General features: G+C 69.5%; 15 protein-coding genes and 3 pseudogenes. 14 read left to right on the top strand and 4 right to left on the bottom strand.

The genetic code is table 11. The features are described 5' to 3' along the window. Positions 1-36 precede the first annotated feature (36 nt). From ACZ68L_RS18485 to ACZ68L_RS18475, 3 genes are all read left to right on the top strand, one after another. The gene (locus ACZ68L_RS18485; protein ID WP_469577963.1) at positions 37-2,880 is read left to right on the top strand and encodes a SpoIIE family protein phosphatase; all 2,844 of its coding nucleotides are present in this window, start codon (positions 37-39) and stop codon (positions 2,878-2,880) included. Positions 2,881-2,961: 81 nt separating this feature from the next. After that, on the top strand, positions 2,962-3,408 hold the full coding sequence (locus ACZ68L_RS18480; protein ID WP_469577961.1) for a DUF7144 family membrane protein: 447 nt from the start codon (positions 2,962-2,964) through the stop codon (positions 3,406-3,408). A gap of 557 nt (positions 3,409-3,965) precedes the next feature. Continuing rightward, positions 3,966-5,027, top strand: a complete 1,062-nt coding sequence (locus ACZ68L_RS18475) for an NAD(P)/FAD-dependent oxidoreductase (protein ID WP_469578162.1) — start codon at positions 3,966-3,968, stop codon at positions 5,025-5,027. Between the two features lie 158 nt (positions 5,028-5,185). On the opposite strand, the gene ACZ68L_RS18470 is transcribed toward ACZ68L_RS18475, so the two are convergent. Continuing rightward, positions 5,186-5,809 carry a YceI family protein gene (locus ACZ68L_RS18470; protein WP_469577959.1) on the bottom strand — a complete coding sequence of 208 codons (624 nt, stop codon included), beginning with the start codon at positions 5,807-5,809 and terminating at the stop codon, positions 5,186-5,188. Positions 5,810-6,023: 214 nt separating this feature from the next. On the opposite strand from ACZ68L_RS18470, the gene ACZ68L_RS18465 reads away from it, so the two are divergent. The 3 genes and pseudogenes from ACZ68L_RS18465 to ACZ68L_RS18455 form a co-directional block, all read left to right on the top strand. Further along, a complete protein-coding gene (locus tag ACZ68L_RS18465) occupies positions 6,024-6,548 on the top strand; it encodes a hypothetical protein (protein WP_469577957.1) in 525 nt (174 codons plus the stop codon). A 448-nt stretch (positions 6,549-6,996) separates the two neighbouring features. Continuing rightward, positions 6,997-8,172: a macrolide family glycosyltransferase gene (locus tag ACZ68L_RS18460; RefSeq protein WP_469577955.1), complete on the top strand. Its 1,176-nt coding sequence runs from the start codon at positions 6,997-6,999 to the stop codon at positions 8,170-8,172. Between the two features lie 452 nt (positions 8,173-8,624). Further along, positions 8,625-8,750: pseudogene (locus tag ACZ68L_RS18455) on the top strand (transposase); the annotation flags it as partial. Between the two features lie 71 nt (positions 8,751-8,821). Here the strand turns inward: ACZ68L_RS18455 and ACZ68L_RS18450 are convergent. Beyond that, on the bottom strand, positions 8,822-9,622 hold the full coding sequence (locus ACZ68L_RS18450) for a YHYH protein (protein ID WP_469577953.1): 801 nt from the start codon (positions 9,620-9,622) through the stop codon (positions 8,822-8,824). A 496-nt stretch (positions 9,623-10,118) separates the two neighbouring features. On the opposite strand from ACZ68L_RS18450, the pseudogene ACZ68L_RS18445 reads away from it, so the two are divergent. Continuing rightward, a pseudogene (locus ACZ68L_RS18445) lies at positions 10,119-10,289 on the top strand (DUF4185 domain-containing protein); the annotation flags it as partial. Positions 10,290-10,391: 102 nt separating this feature from the next. On the opposite strand, the gene ACZ68L_RS18440 reads toward ACZ68L_RS18445, so the two are convergent. Beyond that, a complete protein-coding gene (locus ACZ68L_RS18440; RefSeq protein WP_469577951.1) occupies positions 10,392-11,621 on the bottom strand; it encodes a glycoside hydrolase family 64 protein in 1,230 nt (409 codons plus the stop codon). 339 nt (positions 11,622-11,960) lie between these two features. Then, positions 11,961-12,416, bottom strand: coding sequence for a hypothetical protein (locus ACZ68L_RS18435; protein WP_469577949.1), 456 nt, complete (start codon positions 12,414-12,416; stop codon positions 11,961-11,963). A gap of 149 nt (positions 12,417-12,565) precedes the next feature. Between ACZ68L_RS18435 and ACZ68L_RS18430 the strand changes: the two genes are divergently transcribed. The 7 genes and pseudogenes from ACZ68L_RS18430 to ACZ68L_RS18400 all read left to right on the top strand — a co-directional run bounded on the left by ACZ68L_RS18430 (position 12,566) and on the right by ACZ68L_RS18400 (position 22,315). After that, complete coding sequence (locus ACZ68L_RS18430; RefSeq protein WP_469577947.1) at positions 12,566-13,012, top strand: hypothetical protein; 447 nt, start codon at positions 12,566-12,568, stop codon at positions 13,010-13,012. 225 nt (positions 13,013-13,237) lie between these two features. Next, a complete protein-coding gene (locus ACZ68L_RS18425) occupies positions 13,238-13,780 on the top strand; it encodes a carbonic anhydrase (protein WP_469577945.1) in 543 nt (180 codons plus the stop codon). 793 nt (positions 13,781-14,573) lie between these two features. Beyond that, positions 14,574-14,798, top strand: a pseudogene (locus tag ACZ68L_RS18420) (transposase); the annotation flags it as partial. A 353-nt stretch (positions 14,799-15,151) separates the two neighbouring features. Continuing rightward, positions 15,152-15,514, top strand: coding sequence for an antibiotic biosynthesis monooxygenase (locus tag ACZ68L_RS18415; RefSeq protein WP_469577943.1), 363 nt, complete (start codon positions 15,152-15,154; stop codon positions 15,512-15,514). Positions 15,515-15,610: 96 nt separating this feature from the next. Beyond that, positions 15,611-15,916: an ATP-binding protein gene (locus tag ACZ68L_RS18410; protein ID WP_469577940.1), complete on the top strand. Its 306-nt coding sequence runs from the start codon at positions 15,611-15,613 to the stop codon at positions 15,914-15,916. Between the two features lie 545 nt (positions 15,917-16,461). Further along, on the top strand, positions 16,462-18,051 hold the full coding sequence (locus ACZ68L_RS18405) for an ABC transporter substrate-binding protein (RefSeq protein ID WP_469577938.1): 1,590 nt from the start codon (positions 16,462-16,464) through the stop codon (positions 18,049-18,051). Positions 18,052-18,442: 391 nt separating this feature from the next. After that, positions 18,443-22,315: an endo-alpha-N-acetylgalactosaminidase family protein gene (locus ACZ68L_RS18400; protein WP_469577936.1), complete on the top strand. Its 3,873-nt coding sequence runs from the start codon at positions 18,443-18,445 to the stop codon at positions 22,313-22,315. The last annotated feature ends 30 nt before the right edge of the window (positions 22,316-22,345 follow it).

The raw sequence follows: 22,345 nt of genomic DNA, 5'->3' as shown, positions 1-22,345 counted from the left end.
TCTCGGGCAGGGGCGATCCATGCTAGACCTGAAGTTATGTCTGGTATCGGCCGATTCCGGGCGAGGCTGGGACGCTCCGTCCGGCGTTCACATCGGCACGATGGGGGGCGCTCGGGCCGAGCCACCCCCGCGCCGCCGCGCCAGGAGACGACTCGGCGCTCCCCGGGCCGCGACCTGCTCGCGCTGTTCAGCGTGCGCACCGTGGCAGGCCAGGTCTTCTGCTTCGTGCTGGGGCTTGTCGTGCTGCTCATCACGGGTTTCGCGGTCGCACTGGTGCTGCAGGGGCGCCGCGACAGTCTGCAGGAGGCCCGGACGCGCACCCTGAGCGTGGCCGAGACCTTCGCCCACTCGCCGGGCATCGTGGCGGCGCTGGACAGCAAGAACCCCACCGCGATTCTGCAGCCACGCGCGGAGCAGGTGCGCAAGGGCGCCCACGTGGAATACGTCGTCGTGGCCAGCACCCAGGGGATCCGCTACACCCATCCGGACCCCGCGCTGATCGGGAAACCCCTCGTCGGCCCCTGGAAGGAAGCGGTGACCGGCCCCGGCTTCACCCGGACGTTCAAAGGCAGCCGGGGGGCCTCGATCAACTCGGTGGTGCCCGTGCCGAGGCCCGACGGATCGGTGGCCGGACTGGTGTCGGTGGGCATCACCGACCGGTCGGTGAACAGCGTGGCCGACCGGTCCGTCCCGTTCAGCATCGGTGCCGGGGTGGCGGCCCTGGCGGCGACCGCGGCCGGCGCGGCGCTCGTGAGCAGACGGCTGCGGCGGCAGACCCGTGGGCTCGGGCCCGGGGAGATGACCCGGATGTACGAGCACCACGACGCGGTGCTGCACGCGGTCCGCGAGGGCGTCGTCATCGTCGGGCCCGGCCGCCGGCTGACACTCGCCAACGACGAGGCCCGCAGACTGCTCGGCCTTCCCCCCGACGCCGAGGGCCGGGAGGTGACGGACCTCGGACTGGAGCCCGCCACGGCCGAACTGCTCGCCTCCGGCCGGACCGTCACGGACGAGGTACTGCGCAGCGGCAACCGGCTGCTGGCCGTCAACCTCAGACCGACGGACGCGCGGGGCGGGCCGCCCGGCACCGTGGCGACCCTGCGGGACACCACCGAGCTCCGCAAGATCACGGGCAGGGCGGAACTCGTCCACGAACGCCTGCTGCTTCTCTACGAGGCCGGCGCCCGCATCGGCACCACCCTCGACGTGACCCGGACGGCCCAGGAGCTGGCGGAGGTGGCGACGCCCGGATTCGCCGACGTGACCACCGTCGACCTCGCCGATCCCGCGATGCCGGGGCAGGAACCGACCGCTCAGTCCGACACCCCGCTGGACATGCGCCGTACCGCCGTCGCCGCCACGGACCCGGACCAGCCCCTGTACCCGGTCGGCCGACTGGTCGGATTCGTTCCCTCCAGGATCCGCGCCATGCGGGTGAACAGCGCGGAGACCGGGCTGGGGCCCGAGGTGATCACACAGCTCGGCTGGCGGTACTGGGATCCCGAGCGGGCGGCGGGCATCATCGACTACGGCTTCCACTCGGTGCTGTCCGTACCGCTGCACGCGCGTGGCGTCATCCTGGGCCTGGCCAACTTCTGGCGCGCGTCGGGCAATCCCGAACCGTTCGACGACGACGACCAGTCCTTCGCCGAGGAACTGGTGGCGCGGGCAGCCGTGAGCGTGGACAACGCCCGCAGGTACACACGCGAACACGAGATGGCCGTGACACTGCAGCGCAGCCTGCTGCCCAGCGACCTGCCCGAGCAGAACGCCCTCGATGTCGCCCACCGCTACCTGCCGGCGCGGGCCGAGGTGGGCGGCGACTGGTTCGACGTCATCCCGCTGTCCGGCGCCCGGGTCGCCCTGGTCGTCGGCGACGTGGTCGGGCACGGGCTGCACGCGGCGGCCACCATGGGGCGGCTGCGCACCAGCATCCACAACTTCTCCGCACTGGACTTCGCGCCCGACGAACTCCTCGGGCACCTGGACGAAGCGGTCAGCCGGATCGACCAGGGCGAAACCTCCGACGGCGGCAGTGCCGAGATCACCGGTGCCACCTGTCTGTACGCGATCTACGACGCGGTATCCGGCAACTGCTCGGTGGCCCGAGCCGGCCATCCCGGCCCCGCGCTGGTGCTCCCCGACGGCACCGTCGAGTTCCCCGAGGTTCCGGCCGGCCTGCCCCTCGGCATCGGCGGCATGCCTTTCGAGGCGGCCGAGTTCCACGTACCCGAAGGGAGCCGGCTGGTCCTCTACACGGACGGTCTCATCGAACTCCGTGACCGCGACATCGACGCGGGCCTGGAGCTGCTGCGCACCACTCTGGCCGGCCGCGACCGGACACCGGAGGAGACCTGTGACGACCTGCTCGACGCGATGCTGCGCGAGCAGCCGTCCGACGACGTCGCGCTCCTCGTGGCCCGTACCCACACGCTCGATCCCGACCAGGTCGCGCAGTGGGACGTCGCCACCGATCCGGCGGCCGTGGCCGGAGTCCGCAAGAACGTCGCCGAGTGGCTCGCCGACCGGGGCCTGGACGAGGAGGCGTTCACCACCGAGCTGATCCTGAGCGAACTGGTCACCAACGCGGTGCGCTACGGCAGCGGACCGATCGAAGTCCGCCTGCTCTACGACCGCAACCTGATCTGCGAGGTGTCCGACACCAGCAACACCTCACCGCACCTGCGCTACGCGACGACGACGGACGAGGGCGGCCGGGGCCTGTTCCTCGTCGCCCAGATCGCCGAACGCTGGGGCACCCGTTACACCGAGACGGGCAAGGTGATCTGGTCCGAGCAGACGGTCGGCGAACCGGAGGAGGAGGGAGAGGAGGAAGAGGGAAGGGAGGAGGCCCGGAGTGCTGACGAAGAGCCGCCGTGACACGCTGGAAGGGGGGACGGGGATCTCGCCGGTCCCGGCATGACCGCCGGACCGATGGTTTCGTCACCCGAGGAGATCGACATGGCCAGTGACACCACCGGGGCCGCAGCAAGCCGCACGCACCCGAGCCCCACGCACGCGCCCACGTCCGGCACCACCTTGCTGGCAGCAGTCCTGATGATCATCGGTGGAGCGATGGCGATCTTCGAGGGGATCGCGGCCCTTGCGAAGGACCATCTGTTCGTCGTCACGCGCCACTACGTGTTCGAGTTCAGCCTGATGGGCTGGGGCTGGGTCCACCTCATTCTGGGCATCCTTCTCGTCCTCGCCGGCTGCGCCGTGTTCAGCGGAGCCCTGTGGGCGCGCTTCTTCGGTGTCGCCGTCGGCGGCCTGGGCGCGATCGCCAACTTCCTGTGGCTGCCGTACTACCCCTTGTGGGCCCTGGTGCTGATCGTCGTCAACATCATCGCCGTCTGGGCGCTGTGCATGGGCATGCACCGAGAAGCGGACGCGGGCCTGACCGCCTGACCCGGCACGTTCCGGGCCGAGCGGCGTCACCGCCTCCTGTCCGCGCTCCACGAAGGCCTGCGGGGACGCGGAAAACCGCTCCTTCTGTGGCACTTTCGCCACGACGGCCCGCAACACCCGCTTCATGTCGGGCAGTTCGTCCGACCGCGTGAACCGCTCTGTCCTGTCGACGCCCGAGTTCGCCGTACCGTCAGGACAGGTGCCGTCGGGACAGGACCCCGCGGCTGACGGCGCCGAGAGTTCCGTGCGCAACTTCTCGTACGTCGGAGCCAGTTGACGCAGGCTCTTCGCCAGGGCCGGGTGGTCCCCGGTGACGAGCGGGTGCTGCAGGCCGCCCAGGATGCGGGACTGCTCGTTCAGTACGGCCGCGCAATCGGACAGGCCGATCAGCTCCAGGCAGGCCGCCGCATCGCCCAGCCGACGGGCGCCGACGCGTACGCCGAACCCGCAACACACCGTGACAAGGTCAAGGATTTGCCGCTTCGGCAACGAAGATTGCCGTTTTCGCGCTCGGCGTGGACGCTCTCCAGTGAACGGAGGTGCTTCTCATGAACGACATGGGCGACACGAAGGACACGGACGGCATGAACGAAGCGGGTCAGCGGTACGACGTGGTGGTGATCGGCGGTGGAGCCGCCGGGCTGAGCGGAGCCGTGTCGCTGGCCAGGGCACGACGATCGGTGCTGGTGATCGACGCGGGCCGGCCGCGCAATGCCCCCGCGTCGCACGTGCACAGCTATCTGGGACGCGAGGGCACGCCGCCCTCGGAGCTGCTGGCCGCCGGCCGTGACGAGGTGACCGGTTACGGGGGCGAGATCGTCGAGGGCACGGTGGTGGCCGCCGAGCGGCTGCCCGGCGACGAGGGGTTCCGTGTCGAACGGGAGGACGGGGCCGCCGTGGTGGCGCGCCGGCTCCTGGTGACCACCGGCCTCGTCGACGAACTGCCCCCGGTGCCGGGCGTGGCCGAGCGGTGGGGCCGTGAGGTCCTGCACTGCCCGTACTGCCACGGCTGGGAGGTCGGAACCCGCCCGATCGGCATTCTCGCCACCGGCCCCCTGGCCGTGCACCAGGCGCTGATGTGGCGCCAGTGGAGCGCGGACATCACCTTCTTCGTCCACACCGGGCCCGAGCCGGCCGAGGAGGAGTACGAGCAGCTGGCCGCGCGTGGCATCGCCGTGGTCGACGGGGAGGTGGCCGGTCTCGAAGTGGCGGACGACCGGCTCACCGGGGTGCGGCTGGCGGGCGGCCGGGTGATCGCGTGCGAGGCCGTCGTGGTCCAGCCCCGCTTCACCGCCCGTGCGGGCGTCCTCACGGGACTGGGTCTGACGGCGGCCGAGCAGGAGATGGGCGGGCAGGTCATCGGCACGTACATCGCCGCCGATCCGACCGGAGCGACGGAGGTCCCCGGCGTCTGGGTGGCCGGCAATGTCGCCGACCCGAAGGAACAGGTCATCGGCGCGGCCCACGCGGGGATGCGGGCCGCAGCGGCGATCAATGCGGACCTGATCGCCGACGAGACCCGCAGGGCGGTCGCCGCCCGTCGCCGCACGGCCTTCTCGGCGGCGGCGGAGCGCGAAGTCTGCGAGCGGGTGCTCGGGGAGCGGCGACACGGTCTGTGACCGGCCGGCCGGCCGGCGGGGGCGTACGTCGAGCGGCCCGGTCCGGCCGGAATCGGTCACCGCACGGCCCCCCGAAGCCGAGCGCCCGCCTTCCGTCCCTGGCGGGGGAGAGGAGGAAGGCGGGCGCGCTCGGGTTCGGGCGTGAGGCGGCGGGAGTGTCAGGCCTGCGCCGCCGCGGCCTTGATCGCGGAGATGTCGAAGGTGAGCTTGACCTTGTCGCTGACCATCACGCCGCCGGTCTCCAGCGCCGCGTTCCAGGTCAGGCCCCACTCGGAGCGCAGGATGTCGGCGCTGCCCTCGAAGCCGACGCGCTCGTTGCCGTAGACGTCGGTGGCCGAGCCGTTGAACTCCAGGTCGATGGAGAGGGGGCGCGTGACGTCCTTGATCGTGAGGTCGCCGGTGATGCGGTACGCGTCGCCGCCGAGCTGCTCGGCCCGCGTGGAGCGGAACGTCATGAGGGGGAACTTCTCGGCGTCGAAGAAGTCGCCGCTGACCAGGTGGCCGTCGCGGTCGGCGATTCCGGTGTCGACGCTGGCGATCTTGACATCGATCGACGCGGTGGAGCCGGCGGGGTTGTGACCGTCGAGCTTCAGGCTGCCCTCGTGCTCGCCGAAGGAGCCGCGCACATTGGTGACCATGGCGTGGCGCACGGTGAAGCCGATGCTGCTGTGCGCCGGGTCGATCGTGTAGTCACCGGTGAGTGCGGCCAGGGCCGGGTCCACAGCGGTGGCGGTGGTGGTGGCGGACGGGGCGTTGTTGTTCTTGCGGTTGAACAGAGCCATGGCTCCTCCTCGGGGGACGTGATCGAGTGCGGGTCGAAGTTGTTGTTTAACCTTCAACGAGATTGACTGTAGCGGGATCTAGTTCAAAGTTCAACATCAAGGGGCACGGATTGTTGCGGAGGATGCCTCCGGTGTCCTCGCCCTCTGGCGACGCGCGTAGAACTCGGGCAGTATCTCCCTGCCCCTTACTTGTCATGAGCAGGAGGATCCCCCCATGGTGTCCCGTATGACACTGCGCCCCGTCCTGACCGCCCTCGCCCTCGTCCTGGGCGTCCTCTTCGCCCCCGGCGTGGGCGTCCTCGGCGGCGGTGCCACCCAGGCCCATGCCGACACGAAGCTCACCCACGCCCAGGCCACCGCCCGGTTCAGCTCCTCCGGGATCACCTGGTCGTCCTCCGGCAACTGCTCCAACCGCAACGTGGCCACCTGCACCTCGTTCGACCAGCTCAACCTGGCCACCGCACAGGGCGCCCAGACCCTCAAGAGCGCCACGGGCTGCGCGCTGAACATCACCGGCGGCACCGAGACCGGGCACGCCAGTGGGACGTACTCGCACTGGAACGGCTACAAGCTCGACTTCGGCAAGTCCACCTGCCTCACGAACTACGTCCACGGCGTCTTCACCTACATAGGGCTGCGCGGCGACGGCGCACCCCAGTACCAGGCGGGTTCCGGCAACATCTACGCCGACGAGGGCAACCACTGGGACGTGACGTACTACAACTGCGGCGGCTGCTGACCGCGCGCCGTACCCGCTCGCACGGGTGCCCCGTTCCGCCACGGACGCCGTGGGCCGATTGGGGGTCCGCGTGACCTCGGCCTCCATGACCCGCTCACGGTCGTGGAGGCCGAGGTCGTCGTGGGGGGCGGCACGGGCGGAAGGGCAACTCGGCGCGGACGCCGGCGCGTTCATCGTGGCCGGCCACGGCGAACGGGCCCGTCGGCCCGAGGCCGGTGCCGTCGCCGTGCTCTGTCCGGAGCATGCGAAAAAGCTGTGCGCGGGAGCCCGGGGGCGAGGTAGGGTCCCCGGCATGCATTTCCATCAGATCTACGGCTGACACGAGCGGGCGGAGCCCCCGGCTCCTCTCCCGCACATCCGTGCGCCCCGACGAAGGACTTCCTCTCGGACGGTGGCGCACCGCCTCGTCGTGTCCCTTTCGCCGTAGACCTGAAATGAGTGATCCTCCATGGCCCGTCGCCGTGCCCACATCGCGATGCTCGGCATCCCCGTCATCAGTCACGTCCTGCCGAGCCTCGAAATCATCCGCGAACTGGTGGCCCGCGGCCACCGGGTGACCTACGCCAACGACCCGGCGGTGGCGGACCTGATCGCCACCACCGGCGCGGAACTCGTCCCCTACGGCTCCGTCCTGCCGGTCGGCGACAACAGTTGGCCGGAGGATCCCGTCGCAGCGATGGGCGTCTTCCTCGACGACGCCGTCCAGGCCCTCCCGCAACTGCGTGCCGCCTACGACCACGACCGGGCGGACCTCTACCTGTACGACATCGGCGCCTACGCCGCGCGCGCCCTCGCCGAGGCCCAGGGCCGCCCCCTCATGCAGCTGTCACCGACGTACGTCGCCTGGCAGGGCTACGAACAGGACGTCGCGGCGCAGCTGTGGCAACTGCCGGGCGCCGACGCGTACCGAGCGAGGTTCACGCGGTGGCTCAGCGACTGCGGGGCGTCCACCACCGACATGGACACCTTCTGCGGACGCCCCGCGCATACCGTGGCCACGGTCCCCCGAGCCATGCAGCCGCACGCCGGTCAGGTCGACACCGACACGGTGGCGTTCGTCGGCCCCTGCTTCGGCACGCGGGCGGCCGACGGCGCCTGGACGCGTCCGGCCGATGCCGAGAACGTGCTGCTGATCTCGCTGGGCTCGGCGTTCACACACCAGCCGGAGTTCTACCGCCACTGCCTGGCCGCCTTCGGTGACCTGCCCGGCTGGCACGTCGTGCTCCAGATCGGGAAGCGCACGGACCCGAGGGAACTCGGCGACATCCCGTCCAACGTCGAGGTGCACTCCTGGGTGCCGCAACTCGCGGTGCTGGAACAGGCCGACGCCTTCGTCACCCACGCGGGGATGGGCGGCAGCAGCGAAGGGCTGTTCACCGGTGTTCCCATGATCGCCGTCCCGCAGGCCGCCGACCAGTTCTCGAACGCCGACAGGCTCGTCGAACTGGGAGTGGCCCGCCGCATCGACACCGCGGAAGCCACCGCGGCGAATCTGCGGGCCGCTCTCACCGGACTCGTCACCGATACGGCTGTCACCCGGCGTTCGGCACTGCTGCGAGCCGAGGTACGGGCCGAGGGCGGCACCGCACGGGCCGCCGACCTGATCGAGAACATGCTGCGCTGATCCCCGTCCCACCGGGGGGCGTGGGGGTGGAGAGGCGGCACTCCGTGTTCTCCACCCCCACGCCCCTGACTCGCCGGCGCCGTCGGCATCCACCTCCATGTGTGGCCGCGCCCCCGCATGCGAGGAAGCGCGACCGGCCGCGCACAGAGGTCAGCTGTCGCGGTCCGGCAGCGGGCCTTACCCTCCGGATGGCGCATGAACGGCACGGAGTTCCCCGCCGGTGCCCCTGCCCGCAGCGAGCCCTCCCCCAAAGGAGCTTCCACGCACGGATCCAGCCGCCCGGACCGCTTACCGCCGCTGACGCGAAGGGCGCTTCCGCGCTCAACTGCGGCAGCGGAGCACGGAGTTGCTGGCATCGCCACGGGCGCACCGACCGCCGGCGCCACGGTGCAGCGCGCGACGTTCGTGACCGGCGGGAAGGCGCTCGACCGGGCCGGGCACCGGGCGCGGTCGCCACCCTCATCGACTCACAGTCAGTGAAGGCCGCCGAGACCGTCGGCAAGGACTCCCGAGGCCACGACGGGGCGAAGAAGACCAATGGTCGCAAGCGGCACCTGGTCGTGGACACCAAGGGCCTGCCGCTGTTCGTCACGGTCACCACCGACCTGTTCTGTGCCCTCGACGGCAAAAGCAGCCCCCGGTCCGTGGGTCAGTGCTCTCTCCGCCTGCCGGAGCTTTCCGCGCCGGAGCCGGCCACGGTCGGAGCGGACTTCCCAGATCGCTGGTGACATCTGCCATGCCCGGACCCAGGGAGCGACACCGGCTTTCCCCGGAAGCATCCGATCGAGTACGGATACTCTCCGTTGAGGTGGTAGTGGTACATGACGACCTTCTTGCCGCCCCACATGATGGCGTGCGTGTGCCCGTGGCAGACATCAAGGTCTTTGTTCCTGACGATCTTCCCGTTCTCGCCGCGCGGGCCGTAGATGCCGAAGCCGTCGATGGCGTACCCCACGAGCGGTGAGTGCCGGGATTTCCCGTGCCCAGGAGCTCTGGAGGTCTTGCCGAAGCAGACCTGCGACGGACCGTGGTAGTGGTACTCGCCCTCGTAGGTATGGCCCCAGCAGCGGTCGAGGGGCAGTGCCGCGTTGGGGTCGACCGGACGGTCCTGTGCGTCGGAGGCCACCTCCAGGTGGAAGGTTCCCCCGGCCAGGGCGACTCCCGTCGTCAGCTGGTCGATGCACGTGGGCTCTGGCGCGACCGATGGATTGCGGGGAACGGTGATGTCGAGATTCCAGGGCTTGATGGGGATCGCGGCGGCGTTGGGATACCCCGTGGCGGGAATCTCCGCGTAGTACTTGTAGGCAGGAGTGCCCTTCTGCACCGGGAAATGCCCGGTCGGATGCCCGGGAAGCCCGTTGCCTTTGAAGTGCCTCGTGGTCGCCGTCGTCCTCACCTTGAGCTTGCCGTGCCAGTGCATGGTCCCGGAAACGAAGGGGCGCTTGCGCACGTCGATCACCCCGTGCGCGTCGATCCACGGGCGATCAGGTCTCGTAAGGGTTCCCCCGCGGCAAGCGAAGAGGGTGTTTCGCGCGGGTGCCGCGAGCGATGTGCCGGTGGGAGGTGTATGCAGACGCGTGATCAGGGCGCTTTCACCCTCGCTCCGCGAATCCGTGGCCTCCTGGCCGGGATGAGGTACGGAAACGGCGCCGGCCGGGGCCGTCGCCGAGCCCAGCAGCGCGCAGACCGTACTGACCGCCACCGCAACAGGTTGGAGTACGCCGTGCATAAAGCTCCCAATCTCAACAAGGACCGGAAGGCGGCGCACCAGCGGTCTTGGCCCCGGTTCCCGCCACCGATGTCACCTCACCACGCCCGGCCACCGTTGTTCCGCTGACACGAACAGGCAATCGAGTGAGCACTTGAGCAGCCCGGCCGGCGTCGGTTTCCTTGGTTTCCTTTGGGACAGGCCCGCCGCTCTCCACCAAGGATCAACCTGGCAGTACCTCGTGCCCACCGTGCCCGGCCTGGAGTTCGGGAACGCGGTGGCGAGCCCGTACGGCGGATTCATCATGCCCGGGTCGGCCTTCGCCGACTCCCACATCGCCGTCAGCCAGTGGTACGACAAGCAGAGCTACCGGGTGATGCAGTACCGGATCAACGGGCTGAATGCCTGAGACCCGTGCGGGGACGGGGCCGGGCCGGGGCATCCGGCACGGACGGGACGGTCCGGCCACCGTGCCGCCACGACGACCGGCCCGTCCCCCGCCGCCGGAGGCTCAGGCCCCCACGCTCACCGTGAACCGCCGCGGGTTGCCGTCGTTCGCGGCGCCCGAGACGTCCGGCTGCCCGTCGGGGCGTACGTCGTCGTACGGGAAGGCGTAGCCGATCGGGGTGTTGGCGTGGACCACCCGGGACCAGTGGCTGGTCGCCACGCCCTGGTAGTAGTCCGCGGCCGAGGTGCCGTTCGGCTGGTCGGGGTGGGTGAGCATCAGGGAGCGGTTGAAGCCGGCCGCGAGCCGGGCCAGCAGCGCCTTCTTGTCGTCGGGGTCGCCGGGGTTGTTGGCGAACGGTCCGTGATTGCAGGTGAAGACGTCCTTGGAGGCCGGCTTGGTGAAGGAGTGCCCGCCGTCGAAGGTCAGGAGGTCGCCGTCGACCCGGCCGGTGCGGACACCGCGGCCACCCTGCAGATCGATCCGCAGATCGGTGGTGCGGTACTTCTCCCAGACCTGGTCGACGTAGGCCGTGAACACGTCGCGGAACGGCATCTCGTCCGGCCGGTCGAAGAACGGCGCCATCAGGTTCTGCGGCGAGATCACCCGCAGCACACCGCCGTCCGCACCGCGGATCACCAGCTTGTCCCACGGCTGCCCGTCGGCGGCGGCCTGGGCGGTGAGACCGTCGGCGATCCGCTGCACCGCGCCGTCCGGGAGCGGGGCCACGGTGTGCGTGCTGTCGCCCTCCAGGGTCAGGCCGATCGGCAGCGCGGTGACCAGGTCGACGTAACTGATGTTCGCGTACAGCTGCTGAGGATTGAAGGTGAACTCGCAGAACGACCAGGTCCGCCCGTAGTTGGCGTCCGTGGACGTGGCGAACGCCGGCTCGACGAGGGCGGGGCCGGGGTTGAGATAGAAGGTGAGGGTGTCGTCGCGCACGAAGTAGACGCGCGCTCCGTACATCTGAGGAAGCGTCAGTAACACCGGCGCGCCGCCCGCCGCGTTCAGCGGGATCGCGCAGTCGACCGGCAGCGGTGTCTGCGGCGCGGCCGGGGAGTCGGGACGGTAGACCCCGCCGTCGGCCCGCAGCAGCACCCAGCGGTCGGTGCCCTGCTCGTGGCCGGTGACGTAGGCGGTGACCCCGCCCGGCAACGAGCGGTTCTCCAGGGCGAGTTCGCAGGTTGCGGGGGCGGCGGAAGCGTATGGGCTCAGGGCGGATCCCCAGAGGGGGCAGGTGAGAGCGGTCGCCGAGGCGGCGGCGCCACCCGTCAGGAACAGTCTGCGCGAAATCACGAGAGGACTCCCGAGGTGTGTGGGGGGCCACGGACGGGGGGTCTTGCCGGAACGGGGCGGGGCGTCCGCGGTGCGCACCACTCTCGTGATGGCCGCGATGGGCGTCAAGACTTGCGGGTGAGAGCGCTCTCAAGAAGGGGAAGTCTTCACAACTCGACGCTTTGAAGGGGCGGCTGCCGCAGAACCGGCGCAGTGCCGTGGCCGCCCGCGCGATGCGGCGAGACGCGGACGCGTTGATCCGCCGAGTGCCCCCGGCCGGACACTCGGGTTCGAGGAAGCCGGCCGGGCCGCGCCGGCATCCAGGATGGCGCCACATCCGGACCGCCGGTCCGGTACGGGTCACGTGCGCTCGACGTGCGTGACGCGCACGGACGCGATGTCTTTGACGGTTCCGTTCTCGATCTCCGAGTCCAGCGGTGCCGAGTCCCCCGTCTTCGTCTTCCCCGGGCCCAGTTTGTCGGCCGTCACCCCGGTCTTCCCGAGGACATCCCCGTCCTTGTCCAGGAACTCGAACTGCGCGAAGTAATTCGCGGCTCCGCTCCCGCCGTTCCTGATCGTGTAGTGCACGACGTACGCGTGAGGACCCCAGACCTCATCGTCCTCGAACCCTGCCTTCGCGATCTTGACGTCCCTCGTCGGGTTCTCCGCCGAGGCCTCCTCGCTCCAGGCCCAATCCTTCGGCGCCGACGAGCTGTCCTCCTTCGCGGAGTCGCCGGAGCCCTCCGCACCCGAACACGCAGTGAGCAACCAGGCGGCGGTCGCGACCGTGGCTACGAACAGCCAGAACTTGCGCATGACGCACTCACTCCCTGTAGTCGAAGGCCAGACCATAGCCGCGCCCCCCGGTGCACGAGGCGTGGCACACGGGGCGAACCCTCTGACGAGGCAACCGTCGACCGCATGAGCGAAACCTGCCGGGTTGTCTGTCGGGATGGTGTGACGGAGTGTCCGAGCTCGCGGGCCTGATCGGCTCGCGAACCGGGCCGACCTCACGGCCACTCACTCCGGCGGCGCATGGGTGGCCGATCACGTACTTCGACATACAGGATCCGGCCATCCACGACGTCCAGGCACAGCATGCCTCGCGAGGGCAGGAGCGGCACGCATCGATGGCCGGCGCCCTATGGCTGCCCTTGCTGATGAGCTGCGGTCCGGAAGCTCTGGCAAAAATCATCGCTGCAGTGGCACTCGTCGACCGGACGAAGATCCCACGCGCAGATGGCCGGCTCCCGCTCTCCTTCGTTCTCCAGGAGAGTGATCAGTTCTGCGACGAGATCCGGGAAGACACCGCGGACGAGGGGGTGGTCCTGCTCCATGACCGGAGAGTAGCCGGAGCCGTCGGCGGAGCAGGTCGCTCGCCATCCAAGGGCTGCCGGGGACTCGGTCACTGATGGCAAGTCCGCCGGCGCACGACGCTCAGCTCTCCCTTGGCGGGCGAGCCCGCCTGGCGCGTGATCCCCTCGTGGGCGATGGTGGCGCCTGGGACGGCTTGCTGCCGCCCGCCTGCGGTTCGTGGCCGAACGGGCCGGGGGCTCGCGCATCGCGGAGATCGACCCCACGCATGCGGTGCCGGCCTCACAGCCCCAGGCTGCCACCGCCTCCTGAAGGAATCAGTCATGTCGAACTTCACGCCGTACCTGGAGCGCAACCAGGCTTTCGCGGCCTCCGGTGCCCAGGCCGACGTCCCCCAGCTCCCCTTCATCCCCTTCGAGCAGCTGTACCTGATCACCTGCATCGATCCGCGCGTGGAGCCCGCGGCCGTGCTGGGTGCCCGGCTCGGGGAAGCGATCGTCGCGCGTAACGTCGGCGGCCGCGTGACGCCGGCGGTCATCAAGGACCTCGCCTGGATCGTGCACCTGCACGAGAACAAGACCCCCGACGCGGACTGGTTCGAGATCGCCGTCATCCACCACACCGACTGCGGCTCGGGACTGTTCGCCGACGACGAACTGCGCGCCGGCTACGCCGCCCGCGGCGGCTGGGACGAACAGACCTCCTTGGAGATGGCCGTCCTGGAGCCGTCCGAGACGGTCCGGAAGGACATCGCCAAGCTGCGCGCGGCACCCGAGCTCGCGCCGGGCATCGGCAACATCAAGATCGGCGGCTACGCCTACGACATCGGGACCGGGAAGATCACCATCGTCGTGCAGCCCGGCTGAACACAACCCGGTCCGGGCTGGTGAACGTGACCTCGGCGATCTTCGCTCTCCAGGAACGTCCCCACCTTGGCCGGCCGCTGTCCCATGGGCGTGTCCAGCCCGAGCGTCCCGGCTGCCGCCATCGCGGCGTGCGCCGACCGGAGCATCTGCCGCGAGCTGATCACGATCGAGTCGTACCAGGCGTCGTCGACCGCATGGATGTTGCGACGCCGCCGCGGATCACGCTCGCGCCGGACCTACCCCTACTGGACCAGGAAGTTCACGGCCACGGAGACGGAGGCCGGGCTGACCTTCAGCCTGCGGATCAGCTCGGCTGTGATGCGCCTGCCGTCCTCGGGCGGCAACAGGTCGACGTGCACACGCGCTGTTATTCGCCCGCGGCATTCCCGACCGGACCGCCAGCTCGATGATTTCCTCTGCCATCGTGCCGCTCGGCACTCCTGGCGCGCGGGGTGCCGGTGTGCCGCGCTGCACGCGCTGGGCCGCGCCCGGTGCGCCTGCCGGGGCCGAAGCCGTCGGGGCCGCCGTTGGGTGTGTCCGGTGCGGTTGGAGGCTGCGCCGCCAGGCGCAGGTGAAGCGCCCCGGCCGCCGTCAGGAAGCGCCGCCGTCAGGAAGCGCCGCCGTCAGGTGCGGACCACGTCCGCAGTGATACCCGGACGACGGGGCGCCTCCGTGATCCAGTGCCCCGTCAGCGCACTCCAGCGATCCGTGACCGCTGGGCCAGCGCCTGAGCCGTCGACCGGCGACGCACCCACCCCTTCAGCGCGGCCCGTTGGGCATCGGTCACCGACAGGTTTTCGCCGCCTACGCCTCGGCTGAGGGCCGGACCTTGGTGGACTGGTAGGTGCACCCGCCGGAGAGATGGACTAGCGGTCGGAACCGATGCCGGGCAGCGAAGATCCCCGATGAGCATCAGTTCGCGACCGAAAGCGAGCCGGCGCGGGTCATGATCCGCAGGGCCCCGGCCGCGCCCCTGCCGATCGCCTGGGTGACCGATGCATGCGCGTATGGCCAGGATGCGGCGTAGGTGCGGGCCGAGGCGGCAACTCGTCCGCATGACCGACGGCGAGTGATCGCCGTCACGCTTGACCTCAAGTCCGATTGAGCTTGCAGGATCTCGCCAGGGCGTGATGCCGGATGGCGTCACAACAGGCTAAGGGCTGTCCCGTAATCCCTGGTGGGCGCGCGACGACAGCTACTTCCCCAAGCTCTCGGCTGCGCTCGAACAGGGGAGGCCCCATCCTCGCCGCGTTGTCGGAACGTCCGCATACATCCAGTATGCGGACGTCCCTCCACCTTGCGATGCACCGCATCCGACGCCGCGCGCTGATCCACCACGGATTGCGGGACAGCCCTTAGGGAGAATCCAGCATGAGTACCGATTCCGGCTTCTATTCGATCATCGACTACTCGGTCGACGGCGCACAGACCCAGGAGGAACTGGTGGCAGTCTTCGCCGAGATCCAGGAGCGGTGGGTGCGCTTCTATCCCGGCTACCGGTCGGCCCGATTCCATGTGAGTACCGACGGCACCCGCGTCTACAACATCGTGCACTGGACGAGTGAGGCGGACTACCGCAACTTCGTCGAGACGTCGGACACCGAGGGGCGCATGGCGGCCGTACAGGAGGCGTTGGCCGGGCTTTCCGGCGAGGCGGAGCCCCGTATGAGCGGAGCCCCGACCTACCGGGTTGTGCGTGAGATCGGCGCTGGGCCGCGGAGGACCGGCGTCTGATGCCTTCGACCGGCCGTGAAACGGTCGACTGCACACCCCTTGCCCGGGGGGATCGCTGTTTGTCCCCCCACGCGCATCGGATGGTAGAGACGACCCGTGTCGAGCCGCCGCGCCGCCACCCACCCGTTGCGCCCTCGTCGTGATCTCTACCTGGAGCCGGCCGACGACGTCCTGTGCGTCGAGGTGCACGACAGCGGCGACGGGGAGGTGCGCCCCGTCGTCGCGGACCCGGCTTCCGACGCGGAGGGCGGGCGCGGGCCGCTGCTGCTGGTGGCGGCGCTCGCCGACAAGTGCGGGGTGGGGGAGTGGAAGCCCGGCAAGGTGGTGTGGTGCGAGTTCGCGGTACGTGGGCCCGCCCCGTGCGCCGGGCCGTGTGGGTCTGCCGAGGCGCTCCCCGGATGACCGGACGGGGCGACGCGGTCGCCGCCGGGACGTCCGGCGGCCGGTCGGTTTTCGGCGCAGGCGGAGGATTCTTGCCACCCGACCTATTCGGCCGACAGGTGCAGCAATAGGGGATTAATACCGACCGGGTCGAAGTGGCCGAAGTGGCTGTCGTCGCACAATGAATACCTCACTGTCTCTCTCGGCCCGGCTTGTCTTCCTTGTCGCGTACCGATATCGGGCATCCCGGGCCGAGGGTGCCGGAAGTCGGAAGATTTCCTTGTCGCGCGGTTTGCCGCCGGGGCGCGCGGTGTACTACTGGGTTGTTCGACGCGCCGCAAGATCGACCACAACCTGTCCACCGCCGTTCATTTCTTGTAATGTTCCTGCCAGTCACCGCGCGTAGAATTCCCGATGGACACCGAGTCCTGACAGGTAGTCGTTCCCCACCTCCGCGCCCGGACTGCCGTTTGTGCTGGACGGTCGTGGTGTTTGCAGTAGTTCCTGACCTGATCCGGTTGTCAGGGGGCACCCGTACGGCCGGCCGAGAGTATGAGGCACGTTCTGTGAAGGTTCGTACGAGGCGGTCGAGCATCCTCATCGCCGGTGGATTAGCAATGGCCCTGCTGACAGGCTGCGGCTCCGACGACCAGATCTTTGCATTCGACAGCAAGGCGAAGATGGTCGTCGGGATGTCCGACGGCATCCTTGCGACAGATCCGGCCGCGGGGTACGACCCCGGGTCCTGGCTGCTGTTCAACAATGTATTCCAGTCCTTGTTGAGCTTCCCGCCCGGGGCTTCCATACCCGTGCCGGAGGCCGCCAAGAACTGCGGGTTTTCCGACGGCAGCCGGACCTACACCTGCACTTTGCGTGACGGGTTGAAGTTCAGCAACGGCCACAGCCTCACGTCGGAAGACGTCAAATACTCCTTCGACCGGGCAATCGAGATCAACGACCCGGCGGGCCCGGCGCCCTTGCTCTCCACCATCTCGGCGATCAGCGCGCCGGACGACAAGACGGTCGTGTTCCGTCTCAAGGTGCCGGACGCCATCTTTCCCAGCAAGATCGCATCGGGTGCCGGCTCCATCGTGGACCACAGGGTCTATCCCAAGGACAGGCTGCTCCAGGGCGGCAAGGCGGTTGGTTCCGGTCCCTACATGCTGGATTCGATCGACAAGTCGAAGGCCGAATTCTCCGTCTATTCCGGCTACCACGGCACGGCCGAGGTGAAGAACGGCGGCGTGACGCTGAAGCTCTTCCGCGGAGACCAGCAGGCCCTCAAGACGTCCCTGGAGAAGGGCGATGTCGACATCGCCTACCGTGGCCTCACCGCCAAGGCGATAGCCGCCCTGGACACCTCGCCCACCGCGGAGAAGAACGGCATCGAGGTGGTCCAGGGCGACAGCGCCGAGGTCCAGCACATGGTCTTCAACATGGCCGACCCGGTGGTCGGCAAGCTCGGTGTGCGCAAGGCCATCGCCTACCTCGTCGACCGCAACTCCCTGGTCAGCAAGGTCTACGAGTCCACGGCGGCGCCGCTCTACTCGATCATTCCGGCCGGCATCACCGGCCACGGCACGTCCTTCTTCGACACCTACGGCGACAGTGCGCAGCCTCAACGCGCGAAGGATGCCCTGCAGGCCTCCGGTATCACCGACAAGGTGAAACTCACCCTCTGGTCCACCCCGAGCCGTTACGGGCCTGCCACCGACGACGAGTTGCAGACCATCGCCGACCAGCTCAACAAGAGCGGTCTCTTCGAGGCGAAGATGAAGTCCGTCCCGTTCGACCAGTACGAGAAGGACATCGCCGACGGAAAGTACGGGATCTACGTCAAGGGGTGGGTGCCGGACTATCCCGACCCCGACAATTTCACTCAGCCGTTCTTCGGCAAGGGCAATGTCCTGTCGAACAACTATGAGAACAGTGAGATAACCAAGCAGATCATCCCGCAGACTTCGTCCGTGACCGACCGCTCGAACACCCGGGAGGATTTCGGCAAGCTGCAGGACATCGTGGCGCAGCAACTGCCGCTCCTGCCGCTCTGGCAGGGAAAGCAGTACGCGGTCGCCCACGAGAATGTCCGGGGCCTGCAGAACTGCCTGGACACGTCGACCGTCTTCCGGTTCTGGGAGCTCGGCACCGCGCCGTGACGGCTGTCCCGTGATCCGTGGCGGAGACCGGGGAGACGGTCCGGCGCGCTCGGTTCCCGCAACCGGAACGCCTTTGGCCGGGCGTCGTCGGGTGTGGGCCGGGCCGCGCCGTCGGCGGCCCTGCCGCACACGGCCGCACCTGGCACCGGCACCGCGTACCCGCACGGCAGGCCCGGTCCAGGCCCGGTCCAGGCCCGGTCCCGTCCAGGCCCGTCCCGGCCCGTTCCGGCCTGGAACGACCCGTTCCGACCAGGAACGCCCCGCCATCGCGGCGCCGGCCGGCGGACACGTACCGTCCACTTGGACTTACGCACGGCGGTTGTTGGACTGGAGCGCCCCGAGTCGCCGCACGTCGTTGACGGTGTCCGGCCACGGGCACTACTCAGAGCACATGTCACCAAGATTCACTTCGGCGGGCGCTGTCGCCGCCGCCTCAGCCGCCGTCCTGGCGCTGGTGGGGACCGCGCTCCCCGCCGACGCCGCCGCCCCATCACCCGCCGCAGTCGAGTCGGCCGTGTCCGCGGACGCCACCGTCCTGCAGTCCGCGCAACTCTCGGTCGCCGTCGCCGACGACTTCCCGCGCGTCCTGGCGTACACCGACAAGGCCAGCGGCAGCCGGCTGCTCGGCAGCACCCGGCCGGTCACCGCCGTCACCCTCAACGGCACCGCGCACCCCGTGAAGCTCAAGGGCTCGCCCGAGGTCACCGGCTCGACCGCGCGGTACACGCTGACCTTCACCGACCTGCCCGGCGTCGAGATCGACGCCTCGCTCTCCGTCGCCGGACGTGCCACCACCTTCAAGGTCATGGCTGTCCGCGACACCGAGGCGTTCCGTGTCGGCACCATCGACATACCCGGCCACGACCTGGTCTCCGTCGGCTCCGCGGACAACGGCGCCGCCACCGCCTTCACCCGGCTGGACAACGACTCCACGAGGACCGCCGACGTCTTCGCCCCGGTCACCACCGACACCGCCGCCGACAAGGACCCGGTCGGAGCCACGTACGCGTTGCTCAACACCGGCTCCCTCGCCGCGGCCGTCGAGTCCAACTCCTCGTACGACAAGCCCTCCGGTGCCACCGGCGGCGACAAGGCCCGGTTCTGGCACCAGGCGCGCAAGGCCGACGACGGCAGTGTCCGGGTCGGCGTGTGGTCCGGACAGTGGACCTACCGGGGTGAGGGAGCGGCCAAGCCGGAGAGCGGGGACGCCCTTCCCTGGGCGAAGGTCGTCGTCACCCCCGACGCCAACGGCGACAAGAAGGTCGACTGGCAGGACGGAGCCGTCGCGTTCCGCACCATCGGCATCACCGCGCCCGGCAGCCAGGACACCCCGGACCGGGTCATCACCCACATCCCGTTCAACTTCGCCAGCCAGGCCACCCACCCCTTCCTGCGCACCCTGGACGACGTCAAGCGGATCTCGCTGTCCACGGACGGTCTCGGGCAGCTGGCCGTCCTCAAGGGGTACGCCTCCGAGGGGCACGACTCCGCCCACCCCGACTACGGCGGCGACTACAACAAGCGCGCCGGCGGGCTGAAGGACCTCAACGAGCTCCTCAAGGATGGCAAGAAGTGGGGCGCCACCTTCGGCGTCCAGGTCAACGCCACCGAGGCGTACCCGGAGGCCAGGGCGTTCGACGAGCAGCTCGTCGACAGGACCAGGCCGGGCTGGAACTGGCTGGGCCAGAGCTACTACATCGACCAGCGCCGCGACATCAACAGCGGCGACCTGGCCAAGCGCTTCCAGCAGCTGCGCGACGAGACCGACCGCAATCTGAGCTTCCTCTACATCGACGTCTACTACACACACGGCTGGATCGCCGACAAGACCCTCCAGGCCGTGCAGAAGCAGGGCTGGAACGTCGGCAGCGAGTGGTCCGACAAGTTCGAGCGCGGCACCCTGTGGTCGCACTGGGCCAACGACCTCGACTACGGCGGGGCCACCAACAAGGGCCTCAACTCGAAGATCATCCGCTTCATCCGCAACGGCGAGCGGGACACCTGGAACAACGACCCGGTCCTCGGCCAGAGCGCCATCGACGAGTTCGAGGGCTGGACCGGCGAGACCGACTGGAACGCCTTCTACAACAACATCTGGCAGCGCGACCTGCCCGCCAAGTACGCCCAGCAGCAGAAGATCGTCCGCTGGGACGGCAATGACATCACCTTCACCGGAGATGTCCGGGGCACGGTCGAGGACGGCAAGCGGACCTTCTACGACCACGGCCGCAAGGTCCTCAGTGGCACCGACTACCTGCTGCCGTGGGACGGCGGCAAGAAGCTCTACCACTACAGCAAGTCCGGCGGCACCAGCACGTGGGCCGTGCCGTCCAAGGGCACGTACACCGTCTACGAGCTCACCGACAACGGGCGCGTCAAGACCGGCACGGTCAAGCCCGTCGACGGCAAGATCACGCTGACCGCCGCGGCGGGACAGCCCTACGTCCTGTATCCGGACCAGGCGCCGAAGGCCGCCGACGTCAAGTGGGGCCAGGGCACCCCGGTCGAGGACCCCGGCTTCAACGACAACGGGCTCAAGGCCTGGTCGAAGACCGGAACCGTGGCCCGTGAGACCGACGACAAGGGCCGCAACAGCGCCGAGCTCTCCGGCGGTTCCACCGCGGCGCTCTCGCAGCGCGTCGACGGCCTCAAGCCCGGCAAGCGCTACACCGCGTCCGCGCTCATCGAGGTCCAGCCCGGGAAGACCCGGCACACGACGCTCTCGATCGGCGGGCAGTCCGTCGCGGTGGACCGCTCCACGGTGAAGGACTACGTCGCCGCGTCCGACTGGCACGGCACGTACTTCCAGCGCGCCAAGGTCAACTTCACCGCCCCGTCGAACGGCCGTGCCACCCTCCGTATCGAGGCGGCCGAGGGCAGCACGGCGCGTGTCCGGGCCGATGACGTACGGATCGTCGCCAATGCCCCGGCGACCAGGAAGAACACCGTCGTGTACGAGGACTTCGAGGACGTCGACCAGGGCTGGGGCCCCTTCCTCAAGGGCGACGCGGGCGGCTCCACCGACCCTCGCACGGTCATCTCGCAGCTCCACGCCCCGTACACCCAGGCCGGCTGGAACGGGAAGCTCGTCGACGACGTGATCGGCGGCAAGGAGTCCCTCAAGGCCCACGAGGAGAACGGCGGACTCGTCTACCGCACCGCGCCCTGGACGGTGCCGATGACCGACGGCCACCGGTACAAGGTGGAGTACGACTACCAGTCCAGCCACGCCGGGGCCTATGAGTGGGTCGACGGCTACGACCGGATCACCGCGGAAGGCAAGCCGAGCTCGGTCGAGACCCGCGCCACCCCCATCGGGCAACAGCGCACCACCGGCCACTTCTCCGAGACCGTCACCGCGGGCTGCGGCGACACCTGGACCGGGCTGCGCAAGCGCGGCGACGCCCCCGACGGCGCCGACTTCGTCCTCGACGCGTTCACCGTGACCGACCTCGGCCCGGCCCCCGCCGGTGACATCGCCGCCTGCGGCACGCTCGCCGTCGACCCGGGCGCCGAGACCCTGGAGCCGGGCACGGCCAACACCGTCAAGGCGAGCTTCACCAACTACGAGGCCACCGCGGCGACCGGTGTCGCGCTGAGCCTGACCGTCCCCGAGGGCTGGAAGGCGGAGCCCACGGGCGCCGTCACCTTCGACTCGGTCGCGGCGGGCGCCCGGGTCACCGGCAGCTGGCGGGTCACCCCGCCGGTGGACGCCAAGTACCAGACCTACAGCCTGGGTTCAGAGGCGTCCTACACGGTCGGCGGCGCACGCCGCACGCTCGGCGCGCAGACCTCCGTACGGACCCTGCCGCCGCCGCCCACCACCGACAGCTGGGCCAGCGACCTCGACTGGACGGCCGCCGAGAACGGCTGGGGCCCCGTCGAGCGGGACCTCTCGAACGGTGAGCAGGGCAGCGGCGACGGCACCCCGCTGACCATCGGCGGCACCGTCTACACCAAGGGCCTGGGTACCCACGCCCCGGCGAAGGTCCGCTACTACCTGGGCGGCAGGTGCACCTCCTTCACCGCCCAGGTGGGCGTGGACGACATCCAGGGAGCTCGCGGCAGCGTGCAGTTCGGCGTCACGGCCGACGGCACCGAGAAGGTGAAGTCGCCGGTCCTGAAGGGCCCCGACAGCGCCTGGTCGCTCACGGCGGACGTCACCGGCGCCAAGTACGTCGAACTGGTCGTCGGCGACGGCGGGGACGGCAACGGCAACGACCACGCGGACTGGGGTGACGCACGGTTCCATTGCGGTAGTTGAGACCGCAGGATGCGGGGTGGGTGCGCATCG

Source organism: Streptomyces sp. NPDC104309 (assembly GCF_055584025.1).
This window is presented reverse-complemented; position numbering and strand designations above follow the sequence as displayed.